The organism is Desulfovibrio desulfuricans DSM 642 (assembly GCF_000420465.1).
GTDB lineage: Bacteria > Desulfobacterota > Desulfovibrionia > Desulfovibrionales > Desulfovibrionaceae > Desulfovibrio > Desulfovibrio desulfuricans.
In genome coordinates this window covers 288,133-303,928 of sequence record NZ_ATUZ01000013.1, presented here as the reverse complement: position 1 = coordinate 303,928, position 15,796 = coordinate 288,133, and the positions used below count along the sequence as shown (strand labels likewise).

13 protein-coding genes are annotated in these 15,796 nt (G+C 60.1%); 10 read left to right on the top strand and 3 right to left on the bottom strand.

The genetic code is table 11. The features are described from left to right. Positions 1-34: 34 nt before the first annotated feature. Together G449_RS0106925 and G449_RS0106920 are read right to left on the bottom strand one after the other, a co-directional pair. Complete coding sequence (locus G449_RS0106925) at positions 35-1,321, bottom strand: CgeB family protein (protein ID WP_022658585.1); 1,287 nt, start codon at positions 1,319-1,321, stop codon at positions 35-37. Then, on the bottom strand, positions 1,321-2,601 hold the full coding sequence (locus tag G449_RS0106920; RefSeq protein WP_022658584.1) for a glycosyltransferase family 9 protein: 1,281 nt from the start codon (positions 2,599-2,601) through the stop codon (positions 1,321-1,323). The genes G449_RS0106925 and G449_RS0106920 overlap by 1 nt, the downstream gene beginning before the upstream one ends. Before the next feature lie 233 nt (positions 2,602-2,834). On the opposite strand from G449_RS0106920, the gene G449_RS0106915 reads away from it, so the two are divergent. The 5 genes from G449_RS0106915 to tilS all read left to right on the top strand — a co-directional run bounded on the left by G449_RS0106915 (position 2,835) and on the right by tilS (position 7,278). Continuing rightward, positions 2,835-3,542, top strand: a complete 708-nt coding sequence (locus G449_RS0106915) for a precorrin-2 dehydrogenase/sirohydrochlorin ferrochelatase family protein (protein ID WP_022658583.1) — start codon at positions 2,835-2,837, stop codon at positions 3,540-3,542. Continuing rightward, a complete protein-coding gene (ccsA, locus tag G449_RS0106910) occupies positions 3,529-4,356 on the top strand; it encodes a cytochrome c biogenesis protein CcsA (RefSeq protein ID WP_022658582.1) in 828 nt (275 codons plus the stop codon). The genes G449_RS0106915 and ccsA overlap by 14 nt, the downstream gene beginning before the upstream one ends. A gap of 13 nt (positions 4,357-4,369) precedes the next feature. Continuing rightward, positions 4,370-5,662, top strand: a complete 1,293-nt coding sequence (hemA, locus tag G449_RS0106905) for a glutamyl-tRNA reductase (RefSeq protein WP_022658581.1) — start codon at positions 4,370-4,372, stop codon at positions 5,660-5,662. Next, positions 5,662-6,000, top strand: coding sequence for a hypothetical protein (locus tag G449_RS0106900; RefSeq protein WP_022658580.1), 339 nt, complete (start codon positions 5,662-5,664; stop codon positions 5,998-6,000). The genes hemA and G449_RS0106900 overlap by 1 nt, the downstream gene beginning before the upstream one ends. A gap of 138 nt (positions 6,001-6,138) precedes the next feature. Continuing rightward, positions 6,139-7,278 (top strand): tRNA lysidine(34) synthetase TilS, encoded by a 1,140-nt coding sequence (gene tilS, locus G449_RS0106895; protein WP_022658579.1) that lies wholly within the window; start codon positions 6,139-6,141, stop codon positions 7,276-7,278. 915 nt (positions 7,279-8,193) lie between these two features. Here tilS and polA read toward each other — a convergent pair. Then, positions 8,194-10,953 (bottom strand): DNA polymerase I, encoded by a 2,760-nt coding sequence (gene polA, locus G449_RS0106885; protein WP_022658577.1) that lies wholly within the window; start codon positions 10,951-10,953, stop codon positions 8,194-8,196. Positions 10,954-11,047: 94 nt separating this feature from the next. On the opposite strand from polA, the gene G449_RS0106880 reads away from it, so the two are divergent. Genes G449_RS0106880 through G449_RS0106860 form a run of 5 tightly spaced genes read left to right on the top strand, consistent with a single transcriptional unit; the run spans position 11,048 to position 15,752 of the window. Next, positions 11,048-12,175 (top strand): MlaE family ABC transporter permease, encoded by a 1,128-nt coding sequence (locus G449_RS0106880; protein ID WP_027180778.1) that lies wholly within the window; start codon positions 11,048-11,050, stop codon positions 12,173-12,175. Between the two features lies 1 nt (position 12,176). Further along, on the top strand, positions 12,177-13,097 hold the full coding sequence (locus G449_RS16335; RefSeq protein WP_022658575.1) for an ABC transporter ATP-binding protein: 921 nt from the start codon (positions 12,177-12,179) through the stop codon (positions 13,095-13,097). Next, positions 13,094-14,062, top strand: coding sequence for an MlaD family protein (locus G449_RS0106870; protein ID WP_022658574.1), 969 nt, complete (start codon positions 13,094-13,096; stop codon positions 14,060-14,062). Before G449_RS16335 ends, G449_RS0106870 begins: the two co-directional genes overlap by 4 nt. Next, entirely contained in the window at positions 14,062-14,658 is a 597-nt protein-coding gene (locus tag G449_RS0106865; protein ID WP_022658573.1) for a PqiC family protein, read from the top strand. The genes G449_RS0106870 and G449_RS0106865 overlap by 1 nt, the downstream gene beginning before the upstream one ends. Next, on the top strand, positions 14,655-15,752 hold the full coding sequence (locus tag G449_RS0106860; protein WP_022658572.1) for an HD-GYP domain-containing protein: 1,098 nt from the start codon (positions 14,655-14,657) through the stop codon (positions 15,750-15,752). The genes G449_RS0106865 and G449_RS0106860 overlap by 4 nt, the downstream gene beginning before the upstream one ends. Positions 15,753-15,796 lie beyond the last annotated feature (44 nt).

Here is a 15,796-nt window from a genome sequence, read left to right as displayed (position 1 = left end):
GGCGCACAAGGAATTATGCAACGATATTGAAAAGTTATTTTTTGCCGTACTGCCTGCGCCATTCATCGAGAAACAGCAGGGCAGCCTCGGTTTCTGTCAACACGCCGCTACGGGCGCGCAAGGCATTGATGACATCGTCAAATCCGGCATTGGGGCCAAGGCCAAGCCCCTGCAACATCGCCGCCATGTCCCTGCGAATCTCGGGCGAAAGCACGGCCTCAACATCGGACGGCATGCCGCCGGAAGAACCCAGCTCCACCGGCCAGGGGCCGAGGCGCTGCTCCACAAAGTCGAGCAGCGCGGCCATGCGTTGCTCATACGTATGATCGCGCAACACCCGCTCCCGTGCGCAGGCGGCAAAGGCATGACGTTCGTCCGGATGGGCCAGAAAATACTCAATGCCCGCGTAAAATTCTTCCAGCGTGCCAAAGGTTGCCAGTTCATCCTGCGCAAACAGCTCGGGCATGAGCGCCCGCCTGTCCACAAGCTGAAAGGCCCCCATGCACGCCAGTTCAAAAGTGCGCGGATTGACAAAATCACCCTTGCTCACAAGCTCCGCAGTGCCAAGGCTCGAGTGCAGATTCAGGTTGACGCGCGTGGCATTGTAGATTTTGACGCTCTCATCCGCATCAATGCGCGCGCCGCCGCGCTGCACGTGGGGCGCAAGCAGGCTCTCGCCGTCCCAGTCCGACCCCCAGATTTTAAAATCACGCCCCACAAGCTGACGAAAAGCCAGCCGACGGTTGGGGTAACCCGCGCCAAGAAAGCCGATATCGGCCCCATATTCGCGCTTTTCCTGCTCGGTCAGCTCCAGTGGCTTGTGGAAATCCGGCTGGGCCGCCAGCGGCAGATACAGGGCATTGCCCTGCCCGATGCCCGAGAGCATGGATAAAAAAGGCTCTTTCTGGATAACGGCAAAAACATCGTACAGTGGTGCGTAGGCCTTCCAGTAATCAAAAACCTCGTGATCTTCCACAAACCACATGGCTGTACGCACGCCCGACCTGCGCAAACGCTGCAACAGGCTGCGCCCTATGGGAGCCTGCGCCAGGGCCAGCACCAGATGCGGCTCCTGCGCCTGAACCTGCGCCCACACGGCCTGAGAAACCACCTGCAAAAAAGAATTTTCCAGTTGGGCAGTCTGCGTCGGGGCCAACCCAAGGCCGCGCAGCCCGGTAAAGGCCGGATGCAGCAAGGGAGCCTCAAACACGCGCACGCTGTGCCCCAGCCCGCTGAGGGCGCTGGCGCAGTAGCGGCCGATGGGCAGCGAGCCGCCGTACATGGGCAGCACCACAAGAATTCGCAGAGGAGCGGCGGGCATCAGCAGTATCTCCCTGGCGGCAACATCCAGTCCGCATCGTTATAAAGCCATTCGTCAAGATTCGGAGCTTGCGGGGCAAGAGCGGCGCTTTCGTCCGGCATGGGCAGATGCAGGCGCGCAGCCAGAAAATCGCGCACGCGCCTGCGCTCCTGCGCATGCGGGTCACTTCCCGCGAGCAGGTGCGGCAGCGTGCCCAAGGAGTCCATGCCCGTGCGCCACAACTGCAAATCCGCTGGCAGGGGCGGCCATGATTCCGCCTGTGCGGCGGCAAAGGGCGCGCCCGATTTTAGACGGGCAAGTACTGCGGCAATGGAGCGCAAAAGCTCCACCTGCGCCAGGGGCTGACCACAGGCTACATCGTAGGGACAAGGGGCGGTTTCAAGACACGGCCCGCAGGAGCGCGCCGTCTGCCACACATGATGGCCCTCGCCGTATGGCCCGGTTTCGTGCAGCCAGGCTGAAGAGAGAAAAAAACCAAGCACAGGCACGCCAAGGTGCGCGCCAAGGTGCATGATGCCCGTATCGGGCGTGATCAGCGCATCCAGCTCGTCTACGGCGTCCACAAGGGCGGGCCAGTCTGTTTTGCCGCTGCAATCTTCAACCCTGTCGAGCATCTTGCCGGGCAAATGCCGCATGAGCTGACGGGCAGCGGGCTGCTCCGTCCTTGAACCCAGCAACAGAATGCGCGGGCCGCCCAATGCCCCAAAGGCTGTGCGCACCACCTCGGCCAGCACGGGCACGGGCAACGAGCGGCGCGATTCGCGCCCTGCCAGCACCACGCCGAGCCCTCGCCCGCCGGGGGTCGCCGCAGGGTTGACCCTGCGGGGCTCAACCGGCTCTGGTGCAAAATGCGCCCAAAAATCCACAAGATTCATCGTTGCCAGCGCGCGCCGCTCACTGAGGCGGAAGCCAAGACGCGCCCAGGGCGAGCGCGAAATGCCCCCGGCCTCTGGCCGGTACCCCTGAACCTGTTCCACCTCAAAAACTCGGCACAGGGCCGCAGTAGTGCCGGAAAAATTGCAGTTGTACACGGCTTCAAAGGGCAAGCCCTGCCAACGGACCAGCAAAGCGGTGTTGCGCGCCAGCGCTTCTGCCTCGGGCCTGCCGTGCACCGACAGGGCGTGCAGCTCGGCAAAGGGATAGAGCACCCTGGCCAGCGGAACCAGGCTGACATCCACGGCAAGATGAACCTCGCCGCGCAAGGCCAGGCTCAACAACAGGCGCTTGGTCTGCACCAGATCGCCAAAGCGTGCCGCCTGTATGACCAAAAATTTGGGCATGTCGTTCCGTATGGTTGTTGATGGCAGTAGTCAGTCAATAGCCGCAAGCATGCGTAAAACTGCCAATTGCCCACAATCTAAGGCAATCGGGCCACCTAGGCAAGCAATGTGCGGCGCAGCTGCGCTGCACAACAATCGGAGCTGCGCAAATACGGTGGAGCGCTGGCCCTTTGCAAAATATTTCGCGCTGCTGTATGCTCACCTTCAAGCTTCTTTCACCATCTGGATCACACATGCGCGCACAACAGCCCCCCGCCCCGCTCTACCCCATATTTATCTCGCTTTCAGGCATCCGTTGTCTGGTGGTGGGCCTTGGTCAGGTGGGACAACGCAAACTTTCCGGCCTGCTGGCCTGCAATCCGGCATCCGTGCTGGTGCTCGACCTTGCCGGGCCTGCGCCGGAATCAGCGCCGGAAGCGGCGGAACTGCTGCGCGACCCAAGGGTACGCTTTGAACGCCGCGCCTGCGAGGCTGCCGACCTCAATGGCTGCGGGCTGGTATTTGTCGCCACGGGCAGCGCTGCAGAAAACAGCCGCATTGCCGCCCTGTGCGCTGCTGCGGGTATTTTGTGCAACAGCGTAAGCAATCCGGATGAAGGCTGTTTTCAGGTACCAGCGGTGGCCCGCAGCGCCCCGCTCGCGGCGGCGCTTTCCACTGGCGGGGCAAGCCCCGCGCTGGCCCGCCGCTGGAAGGGCGAACTTGAGCGCTGGCTTGAACCGCGTTCGCGCATGGCAACCCTGATGGGTCGGCTGCGGCCACTGGTTCTTGCCTTGGGGCACGATACAGGGCAGAATACCAGATTGTTCCGCAAGCTGGCAGAATCACCTCTGCAACAGTGGCTGGAAGAACACGACCATGAAAACTGTACGCGTTATTTGCAGGCGGCGCTTCCGCCCGCACTGCACGCCAATATAGCGGAGTTGCTCCATGATCTCCCCTGAATTTTCCACCGCCGTAACCCTGCTGCTCTATGGCTCTGCCAGTGTTGCAGGGCTTGCGGGCATTGCCGCGCGCAGCGCCCTGTGGCGCAAGATAGGCTGTAGCGTGGCGCTGGCGGGCTTTGCCTGTCAGACGCTCATGCTCTTTCTGGGCTTTCACAAGGTCCTGCCCGGCGGCCTGAGCGCTGGCGCGTACTTTCAGCTCATGGCCTGGTTTGTGGTGCTCTGCGGCATTGCCGCCTGGGCCAAGCTGCGGCAGGAGATTCCGCTGGTATTCGCCACGCCGCTTGGGCTTATGCTCTTTGCCATGTCGGCCCCGTATCTGGCGTCAGTGGTGCAGGTTCCGCCCTCGCTCAACACCTCATTTTACGCCCTGCATATCGGCACGCTCTTTTTGAGCCTTGCCCTGCTGGCGCTGGCCTTTGCCGCCGGAGCACTCTTTCTGTTCATGGAGGGGCGCATCAAGAGCAAACTGACCATGAAGGGTTTTTGGCTCGACATGCCCGCCCTCTCCATGCTCGATAAAATCAACGCCATCACGACCATGATCGGCTTCCCCATGTATACTCTGGGCATCGTTTCCGGGCTTATCTGGGCCAAGCCGGTATTTGGCGGCACGGTGACGGGCGACCCCAAGGAAGTTATCAGCATTGTGATCTGGCTGTTCTACTCCGTGCTTTTCCACAACCGCCTCACCAAGGGCTGGAAGGGCCGCAAGCCTGCGCAACTGGCTGTTTTTGTATTTATTCTCTGCCTCTTTTCAATCATTGTGGTGAATACCTTCATGGAAACACACCACGCATTCATCCGGCGCTGACCGGGCTATCATCATGGACTGTGATATCTTTCTTGTCGGCCTGAATCATCGCACTGCCAGCGTGGACGTGCGCGAGCGCTTTGCCCTGGTCAACCACTGCGATGAAGAGCATTGGGCCGTGCCGTGTGTTGGCGCGGTGAGCGAAAGCGTAATCCTTTCCACCTGTAACCGCGTGGAGCTGCTGGCCGCCGGCAACGGCGACGTGGCCGGACAGGTGCTTGAAAACTGGGCCGTTGCGCGCGGCGCAAAGCCCGAGGAACTCAAGCCCTACGTCTACGTGCACAAAAATCTGGAAGCGGTGCGCCATCTGTTTTCTGTGGCGTCCAGCCTTGATTCCATGGTGCTGGGCGAACCGCAGATTCTGGGCCAGCTCAAAACCGCCTACCGCAAGGCGGTCAAATGCCACGCCACGGGCGTTATACTTAACAGACTGGTACACAAGGCTTTTTCCGTAGCCAAAAGGGTACGCACAGAAACTGCGGTGGCCTCCAGCGCGGTTTCCATCAGCTATGCCGCCGTGGAGCTTGCCAAACGCATTTTTGGCGACATGAAGACCCACAAGGCCATGCTGGTGGGCGCGGGCGAAATGGCCGAACTTGCCGCCATGCACCTTTTGCAGTCGGGCATTGATGAAATTCTGGTTGCCAACCGCACCCTTGAGCGCGGGCAGGAGCTGGCAAAGCAGTTCAAGGGACGGGCCATCCCCTTTGAGGACATGGCAGAGCACCTGACAGAGGTGGACATCATTATCACCTCCACCGGTTCGCAGGAACCCATCATCCGCGCGCGCGACATACGCGCCGTGCTCAAGGCCCGCAAAAACAGGCCCATGTTCTTTATCGACATTGCCGTACCGCGCGACATCGACCCGGACGTCAACGGTCTCGACAACGTGTATCTGTACGACATTGACGACCTCAAGGAAGTGGTGGAAGAAAACCTCGCCACCCGCCGTGATGAGGCCGCCAAGGCCGCGGATATCGTCAACGAGGAAGTACTGCTGTTCTCGCGCTGGCTTTCAAGCCTCGATGTGCAGCCCACCATCGTTGACCTCATCCAGCGCGGCGAGCGCATGGGGCAGGAAGAACTGGCCAAAACCCTCAAAAGGCTCGGCCCGGTGAACGATGAAACCCGCGATGCCCTTGAGGCTCTGGTGGGTGCGCTGGTACGCAAGCTCAACCACGACCCCATCATGTTTCTCAAGCGCGGCAGCATGTCCCAGGAGGGAAACGGCCCGCGCATCAGCATTGCACGCCGTATTTTCAATCTGGATAAAACTGGCTGCCCCTATTCGGAGGAACATTGATGCGCTGGTACGGAATTGATGACATTACGGAAGAAGATACCGCAAAGCTGAGTGCCACCCTCACCCAGATGGAGCTTACCTCGGGCATGGACGGCCTCTTCTGGCTGCCCGTTCCCGCCGACATGCTTTCGCCAGTGCAGCAGGAGCATGAGGAAAGCTGCGGCCCCCACGTTATGGGGCTGGAAATTGAAGAAAATTTTGTCCGCCTTGAACTGCTGGTGCGAGCGCGTGGCCGTATGCGCTGCGAGTGCGTGCACTATGCCTCGCCCGAATTGCGCGACCGCATGATCGTATGGCTTGAGAACCTGCTGGTGGAACTGGGCATCAATCCGGCCTAGGCGCTGCTTTTCGATATGGCTTTGGGGACGGCGCTCACTGCCCCCAAAAGCCCTTCCCCCACTGGTCATTCCCAGCCTTACAGACGCAAATCTCTCCGGGCCGATCTTCTGCCCATATATCCTTGCCGCAGGCATGCCATGATCAAATACGCGCCTACGCTGCAAAACATCCCGCCCGCTGCGGCCCGTCTTTGCCTTGAGGTGGAGCGCTTTTGCCTGACGCGGCTTGGGCTTGCACGAGGTTCGCGGCTGCTGCTTGCCCTTTCCGGCGGGGCCGACTCCACAGCGCTCGCCCTCGTGCTGCGCCTGCTGGCCCCAAGGCTGGGGCTGAACCTCCACGCCCTGAGCGTTGACCACGGCTTGCGGGACGAATCTGCGCAAGACGCTATATTCACACTCCAGTTATGCAACATCCTGAACATCCCCTGCATCGTGCGACAAGCCGATGTGCGAGGTCTCGCCGATAACAGCGGCATTGGCATTGAAGATGCCGCCCGCCAGTTGCGCTATGCCCTGCTTGAGCAGGAACGCAGCGCCGTTGGGGCCGACTTTATCGCCCTCGGGCACCACGCTGGCGATGTGAGCGAGGACGTGCTGCTGCGCCTCACGCGCGGCACAGGCTGGCCCGCCCTTGGCGGCATGGCCGCCCGCGATGACGAGCGCCATCTGCTGCGCCCTCTACTGGCAACGGACGCGCAAGCTCTGAAAGCATTGTTGGTCGAATGCGGCATTGACTGGCGCGAGGATGCCAGCAACCAGAGCCGCCAATACAAGCGCAACAGGCTGCGGCTGGATGTGCTGCCCCTGCTGCGCGAAGAAAATCCCTCCCTTGACCGCACCCTGCATGACCTGTGGCAAATGGCGCGCATGGATGAGGATTACTGGAATACGGCGCTGGACGCGGCTCTGGCAGAACATCCGTGGATTGTGAGGGGGCTTGCAACGAAAATTTCTGGGATGAAAGATGTTGCCGAAGGCCCCAGCCTGACCTTGCCCGCGAAGTTGCTGGCAGGGCTGCACCCTGCTGCCCGATTACGCCTGTATGTGCGGGCTGTGCGTTTTTTGTGCCGCCCTGCGGCAGGGAGTGGTGTTGAGGATTCTGACAGTACGGGACAGATTCACGGTCAGGCCCGGGCGCGCACTTTGTTGGCTCTGGATGATGCTCTTGCCAAGGGGCGAGGGAATACGCGGTTTCAGTTGCCCGGCGGGCTGGAAGCGTATCTTAAGGGTGGGAGTGTTGTTTTTCATCGCTGTGCGGTGCGGGATAATCGCGCTTAGTAATTTTTTCGCCCTTCGGACATTTGGTTTCGTCCCCAGCTGAATGGCTGACTTAATTTTTTGAGTTTTCTGCCCTTCGGGCACTTGGTTTCGCCTCCCGGCGAAGGTTATGCGCCTCCCCGGCGCGGGGCAACGAGGGCAACGCGGCTATCGCTGCGGGAGCTTCCTTCCCTCGCTTTGCTCGCTCAGGCGATCTCCCTCCGCGCCGCGTAAATGCCAGAGTGCGCTTTCTCTTCGAGTATATTTCGTTTCAGCCGAATACCAGTGATAAATTATATAGTTGCAAGCAATTCTCTGGACTGATTTCTGACGCAAAACGTATACTTGCATTCTTTCAGAAGCAGCGAAAAAAAATTCGTGCCGTCCCTGCCTCATCAAGCTACCACCAAATCGGGAACTGACACTTCGCATATCGGCCTCACAGCCTCAGCCCGCGTTACAACCTATCCGCCGCTCTCCTTCCCATTGCCTTTCTTGTTTTTTGCCTTCATTGCCTTTTCCCCGTCATTCGCCATCAGGAGCTGGTCGAGAAGTTGCCTTCCTTAAACTCGCCGAAGCGGATGCGAAGGCGATGGTTGGTGTTGGGCGAATTTGCAAAATACGCATTTTTCTGGCCTGACAAGGAAAAATCCTGTTTTTAAGCGCAGCGTACTCAAGTACGTGAGCATTAAAAGCAGGATTTTAACGCAGTCAGGGCAAAAAAGTCGGGTTTGCGTAAATCAGCCTGACAGGCTCACCCCAAACCGCAAATCAACCCAAAAGCAACCCAGCATGGCGGGGTTCATTCCCGGCGCAAGATGGATTTTGTTCTCAGGCAAGGAAGACAAGGCGGCTTTGAGGGAGTGTGCTCTTTGGCACTCGACCGAAAAAGCCGCCGCAGTCTGACGCAGCCTGAGAACAAAAGACGCTTGCGCCCTAGTGGGCGGAACCCCAATCACGCCCCTGCCCCCAGTCAACAACCAAAGGTACAGACAAAGCCACGCCGCCCGGCGCAACCCCGCCCATAAGCGCCGCCACCCGCTCACCCGCGGCAGCCGCAGCCTCCGTGGGCACTTCCAGCAAAAGTTCGTCATGTACCTGCAAAAGCAACCGGGCATCCAGCCGCTTCAACTCCGCATCATGGGCCACAGCCAGCATGGCGAGCTTGATGATATCCGCCGCTGACCCCTGAATCACGGTATTGATAGCCTGTCGCCGCGCCAGCGCGTAGTTCTGCCCGTTGGCGGAATGGATATCGGGCAGCAAGCGCCGCCGCCCGCCAAGGGTGGTCACATAGCCTTGCCGCTTGGCAACAGCCTCCACCTCTTCATAAAACTGCTTAAGGCCTGTAAGCCGCTCAAAATAGCGCGCAATGAATTCCTTGGCCTCGTTGGTCGTGATTTTCAGTTCCTGAGCCAGTTTTTGCGCGCCCATGCCGTAGATAAGACCAAAGTTGATGGTCTTGGCATTGCGCCGCTGGTCGGGGCTGACCTCGCTGGACGGCAGGTCGTACACCAGCGCGGCCGTGCGGGCATGGATGTCCTCTCCGTTGCGGAAGGCTTCAAGCAGGGCCGTATCCTGCGACATGTGGGCCAGCACGCGCAGTTCAACCTGCGAATAGTCGGCGGAGACAAGGGCATGATCCGGCCCGGCGATAAAGCACGAGCGCATGCGCTTGCCCAGCGGCCCGCGCACGGGGATGTTCTGAAGATTGGGATTGCTGGACGAAAGCCGCCCCGTGGCCGTGGCCTTCTGGTTAAAGGTCGTGTGGATGCGCCCGCGCGGGTCCACAAGACGCGGCAGGGGATCCAGATAGGTGGAGCGCATTTTTTCCAGTTTGCGGAACTGAAGAATGCTCTCTACCACAGGATGTTGCCCGGCCAGTTTTTCCAGTGTTTCCTGATTGGTGGATGCCTGCCCGCCACGGGTTTTGCGCGGCGAGGGCAGCTTGAGCATGTTGAACAAGACCTCACCAAGCTGCTGGGCCGAGCGGATGTTGAACGTGGTTCCCGCTGCGGCAAAAACCTCCTGCGTGAGCCTGTCGATCTCGCCCTGCACGTCTGAAAGAAAGGACTGAAAGGCCGCTGCGTCAATGGCGACGCCGCGCGCCTCCATCTGGGCCAACACAGGCGTGAGCGGCAGTTCGAGCGTGCGGTACAGGTCGAGCAGGCCGTCAGCCTCCAGCCGCTGCTCCATGGAAGCGGCCATGCGCAAAGCCATGCAGGCGGGGCCGTTGCCGCCCTGCCCTTCGTGCAGGGGTATGCCCCAGCGCACAGCCAGACGGGGCCAGCCGTAATCGCTTTCCTCAGGGTTAATGAGGTAGGCGGCAAGGCCAAGATCAAAGAAAAACGGCGGATTGGCCTCGGACGGCAGCTTGCGCCAGCAGGCGGCGGCTATCAGCTGGGCCTTGAGGTCAGACGTCACCAGCCTTTGCGCCCCGGCAAGCCACGTGCAAAGATCATCCACAGTGCCGCCCCAGCGAAAATCATCGCCGCCAGCCACCGCCACATGGGGCGGTTTACCCGGCCCGCCGGGCCAGATTATTGCGGCCTCAAGCCCTGCGCAGAGGGGCAACTGCCCTGCTTCGCTCAGGAGCGGAGCTTCGGGTTCGTCGGCCACATCCAGCAGGCTCATCTGTGGGCCTGCCCCGGCTGCGGGCCGGGTTTTTGAAGGAGACTTTTCGGCAGGAGCCATCAGCGAACCCTGGGCAGCGGAGCGAGACGCGGCGACATCCGCACCAGTATTTGAGCCAGCATTCGATGCAGACTCGGCCGGAGCCGCTGCCGAACCTGGGGGGGCGCTGCGCTGCAAACGGGCCAGCGTTGCCATGTCGCGGCGCAGGGCGTGCAGTTCAAATTCGTCCGCCATGCTGGCGCACTGGGCTTCATCCAGCGGGTTGACGGTCATGTCGTCAAGGGTCAACCCCGTGCACACATCCAGCGAAAGAGAAGTGAGCTGCCGCCACAAAAACATGTTTTCAAGGTGGTCGCGCAGCTTGTCCTGAATCTTGGGCCCAAGCAGGGCGAAATGGTCGCGGATGTCTTCAAGCGTTGGACATATTTCAAAAATTTTCTGCGCTGTCTTGGGGCCAATGCCCGGCACGCCGGGGATATTATCGCTCGTGTCGCCCACAAGGGCCTGCACATCAGCCCACTGGTCGGGTCTGAGGCCGCTTTCCGCCGTAAATTCTGCGGCAGAGAGCAGTTTTTCTTCCTTGAATGCAGGGTCCCACATGTACACGTTGGGGCCGAGGCACTGCTTGAGGTCTTTATCTCCGCTCACGATAACCACGGGCCGCTGGACGGAAAAACGCGCCGCCAGCGAGGCTATGCAATCGTCAGCCTCGCAGCCGTCGGAAATTTCAACAGGAATGCCAAGGGCCTTGACCATACGCACAATGGGGTCCATCTGCCGCACCAGATCTTCGGGTGTGGCGTCACGGTTGGCCTTGTACAACGGGTACAGATCGTGACGGAAGTTCTTGCCCTTGCCGTCCTTGACGAAGAGAAAATGGGCGGGCCGTTCATCGCGCAGAATGCGCAGCAGCACGCGCGTTACCACCACCAGCGCGTTGGTGGGAAAACCGTCGGAGCGCTGCATGTTCTTGTTGGCAAAAAAACCGCGATATATAAAGGCAGAGCCGTCCATAAGAAAGACAGGTTCGGCAGAAAGATTGAGGCGTTGTTTCAGCGACATGACAGCCCGGTGGTTTGGGGTTTCAAAAAGGTTTCAAAACGGTTCGCAGGCCAGGATGCTTGCGAAGATGTTGTGCTACGCGTATAGTATAGTGATGGAAACAAGTCCGCAAGTGACCGTATCTGTTCAAGGGCCGCTGCTGCGCGTGAGCGTTGGTGGGCGCTGGAATCTGGACGAACCCTGGCCTCTGGAGGCCATGGCCGCCCTGAGTCAGGTAGCCGACCAGCGCATCCGCGAAGTACGCCTTGAAAACGCCGACCTAGGCCAGTGGGACAGCACCCTGCTGGTTTTTCTGGTGCAGATGGTCAAGGCGGCGCGCGCCCGTGATCTGCCGGTTCATACTGAACTGCCCGAAGGCCTCGAGCGCCTTATCAAACTGGCCTTTGCGGTTCCTGCCAAGGCAGGCTCCGAACGCAGCAAAACCGATATGGACTTTGTGACCCGCGTGGGCGAAAGTGTGCTGGCCCTGCCGCCCAAGATCGCGGACTTTCTGAATTTTCTTGGCGAGATTGTGCTTTCCATCTGGCGGCTGTTTCTTGGCAGGGCCAAGATGCGCCCCATGGATCTGTTTGCCGCCATGCACGAATGCGGCGTGGCCGCCCTGCCCATCATTTCACTCACCAGCCTGCTGTTTGGCCTGATTCTGGCCTTTGTGGGCGCAGTGCAGCTCACCCAGTTTGGCGCGCAGATTTACGTTGCGGGCCTTGTAGGCATTGGCATGTTGCGAGTCATGGGGGCCATCATGGTAGGCGTGGTCATGGCGGGCCGGGTGGGCGCTGCCTACGCCGCCCTTATCGGCACCATGCAGGTCAACGAAGAGGTGGACGCCCTCTCAACTCTTGGTATTTCTCCCCACGATTTTCTTGTGCTGCCGCGCGTGCTGGCCCTCATGGCCATGATCCCCCTGCTGACCCTGTATGCCGACCTCATGGGCATTATCGGCGGTTTTCTGGTGGGCACCACCATGCTGCGGCTGAACCCGATGGAATACATCAACGCCACCATCCAGATGGTGCCCTTCAAGCATCTGATTATCGGCCTTGTGTACGGCACGGTTTTTGGGGCCATTGTGGCCGTGGCCGGGTGCTATCAGGGCATACGCTGCGGGCGCAGCGCCCAGGCTGTAGGCCAGGCCACCACCACGGCAGTGGTGCAGGCCATCGTGGGCATTATTGTGGCGACCGCCATCATCACCGTTATCTGCAACGTGCTGGATGTGTAACATGCCTGACGCCGCCCAGCCCTCCATTATCCTGCCAAACACGGACGCGACCAGCGCTCCTCCGTCCCGCCCAGCCCCTGCCGTGCCGGATGAAGACGTGCGCATCAGGGTGCGCGACCTTACGGTGGCCTTCGGCTCCTTTGTGCTCATGCGCAACGTGTCGTTTGACGTGCGCGTGGGCGACATTTTCATGGTCATGGGCGGCTCAGGCTGCGGCAAAAGCACCCTGCTGCGTGTGCTCATGGGCCTCAAGGAGCCGCAGCAAGGGCAGATTTGCTATAACGGCGAAGATTTCTGGGCTGGCACGGAAGAAAGCCGCAGCCGCATCATGCGCAACACGGGCGTGCTCTTTCAGGGCGGTGCGCTGTGGAGCTCCATGACGCTGGCGGAAAATGTGGGGTTGCCCCTGCAACAGTACACTGACCTCACCGATGATGAAATCAGGGAACAGGCCTCGCTCAAACTGGCTCTTGCGGGTCTGGCCGGATTTGAGGATTATTACCCCTCAGAGATCAGCGGCGGCATGCGCAAACGCGCGGGGCTTGCCCGGGCGCTGGCGCTCGATCCGCAGATTCTCTTTCTGGACGAGCCTTCCGCAGGGCTTGACCCTGTCAGCTCCCGGCTGCTGGACGACCTGATACTGGAGCTACGCGACAGCCTTGGTACAACTTTTGTTATTGTTTCTCACGAGTTGCCGAGTATTTTCACCATAGCCAGAAACAGCATCTTTCTGGATGCGCAAAGCAGAACGGTCACTGCCAGCGGCAATCCCAGCGAGTTGGTGAAAGACCCCAATACAGACCAAAGCGCAAAGCTCTTTCTGACCAGAGGCGGCATGCGCGACCGGAATGAAGACGCAGGCGAAAGCGCTACGGCGGCAACTTCGCACGCTGCAACTTCGCACAAGGAACAATCCCGATGAACTCGCAGTCATACAAAACAACTGTCGGCGCTTTTGTGCTGGGGGGCCTGGCCCTGCTGGTGCTGGGCATCATGCTGCTCGGCGGTGGCCGCCTTTTCAGCAATGATCTTGAATATGTGATGTACTTTGATGGCTCGGTCAGCGGGCTTTCCACGGGCGCACCGGTTGTGTTCAGGGGCGTGCCCATGGGCAGCGTCACGCGCATAAATCTGGTTGCCAACGCGCGGGATTCAAACGTGACCATCCCCGTCTATATCCGCATTGACGAACGCAGCTTCGTGCGCGCCAGCGGCGCTGCCGCGCCCTCCGAGTCATTCCAGCAGGAAATCATACGCCGCATGGTGCAGCGCGGCCTGCGGGGGCGGCTGCAACTCCAAAGCCTCATCACCGGGCAATACCGCGTGGAGCTTGATTTTTATCCTTCCACGGCGGCCAACTTCCGCTCCGCTACGCCGGATATGGAAATCCCCACCATTCCTTCGCCCATTGATACGCTGCAAAGCACACTCTCGCAGATGCCGCTGGAACAGATGGTAAATTCTTTCAGCGCCGTGCTGCAAAACCTTGCCCTCGGCCTCAGTGACGACAAGCTGGGCAAGGCGCTTACGGCATTCACCAACACCTTTCAGGAAGCCCACGGCATTCTGCACGAAGGCTCCATGCGCACCAATACGGAACAGGTTCTCAAAAGCCTGAGCACGGCCAGTGCCTCTGTTGAAAAAGAGCTGCCGGCCACGCTGGTTTCCTTCCGCGAAGCCATGCAGAGCATGGCGGTTGCGGCGGATCAGTTACGCGTGGTCACAGCTTCGGCCCAGGGTATTCTGGGGCGCGATTCGCCCACCATGAACGACCTGCGCCGCCTTCTCAAAGAGAGCACCGATACCATGCGCTCCATGCGCGCCCTGGCCGAAATGCTTGAACGTAATCCCGAAGCTCTGCTACGGGGCAAGCAAGGAACACGCTGATGCAACGCAAAATCCTTCTTCTTTCGCTGGTGCTGCTCACACTTTTGAGCGGCTGCGCGCGCAGCACTCCCACGCGCTACTATCTGCTTGAAAGCGCCCTTGACCCGGTCAAGGCCGACACGCTGCCCAGCAAAAACCTGCGCGTGGCGCAGGTTACCGTGCCGGATTATCTTGACCGCAACAGCATTGTCAGCCGCGTGAACGGCGAAACAGAGCTTGTGGTTTCGCAATTCCACGCCTGGGCGGAGCCCGTGGGGCATGGTGTGCGCCGCGTGGTGCAGGAAGTGCTGACCCCGCCCTTGCTGGCTGTGGGGCTGAACGTGCTGGCGCCGGGCGACGACACTCGCGCCGACTATGTGCTGCTTGTGGATTTGCAGAGGCTGGACGGCAATTTCGACTCCAGGGCCGTGCTTGAAGCGCGCTGGACACTCAAAAACCGCCACGACGACGTCATCGCCCGAGGCATTTATGCCGATGCTGAACCGGTGGCGGGCAAAACCTATGATGTGCTCACAGCGGCAGAAAGCCGCATGGTGCGCCGCATGGGTGAACATCTAGCCGCCCGCCTGCCCGTACTCACACGGGGCAAGTCATGAGCTGGGCAGAAGAATCCGCCGATCCATCCCAGGTAGACAGGCGCAACATCATCCTGCTTGTGGATGACGCGCCTGAAAATCTGCGCATTCTCAGTGAATGCCTGCGCGACAAATACACAATCATGTTTGCCAAAAACGGCACGGACGCCCTGCGTCTGGCCCTGCGGCACCCCCCGCCAGACCTGATCCTCCTTGACGTCATCATGCCCGGCATGGACGGGTATGAAGTCTGCAAACGCCTGCGCGGCGATGCGCAGACCCGCGACATCCCGGTTATGTTCATTACGGCGCAGAATGAAGAAACTGACGAAGCCAAGGGCCTTTCTCTGGGCGCGCAGGATTACATAACCAAGCCTTTCCGCTCTTCGCTGGTGCGCAACCGCGTAGCCAACCAGCTCAAATTCAAACTCTACCGCGACCATCTGAACGATCTGGTGCTTGCCCGCACACGCCAGCTTGCCCTTACGCAGGAAGCCACCATTCACGCCATGGCAAGCCTTGCGGAATGGCGCGATACGGAAACCGGCGCGCACATCAAACGTACGCAGAACTACGTGAAGGCGCTGGCCGTCTATATTTCGCAACTGCCCGAGTACAGGGACGAACTGGACGCCGATGCCATTTCGTGGCTCTACCTTTCAGCGCCGCTGCACGATGTGGGCAAGGTCGCCATTGCAGACACAGTGCTGCACAAGCCCGGCCCCCTCACCGATGAGGAATACGAAGCCATGAAGGAACACACCACGCTCGGGCGCGCGGTGCTGGCCTCGGCTGACAAGTTTCTGGGAGAAAATTCCTTTCTGCGCATCGCCAGCGACATTGCCTACTGCCACCACGAGCGTTGGGACGGCAAGGGCTACCCGCGCGGGATTGCTGGCAAGGACATTCCGCTTTCAGCCCGCCTTATGAGCGTGGCCGACGTGTATGACGCACTGCGCAGCAAGCGAGTCTACAAACCCGCCATGCCGCACGAAACAGCCATGCGCATTATTGTGGAAGGACGCGGAACCCAGTTTGACCCCGAAGTGGTGGACGCTTTTTTGGCCATGCAGGAGCAGTTCCGCAGCATCGCCGCGAAATATTCAGACATATAGCTGCTCCCGAACTTTGCCGCATAATGGCGGGCTTCTGCTTCCGC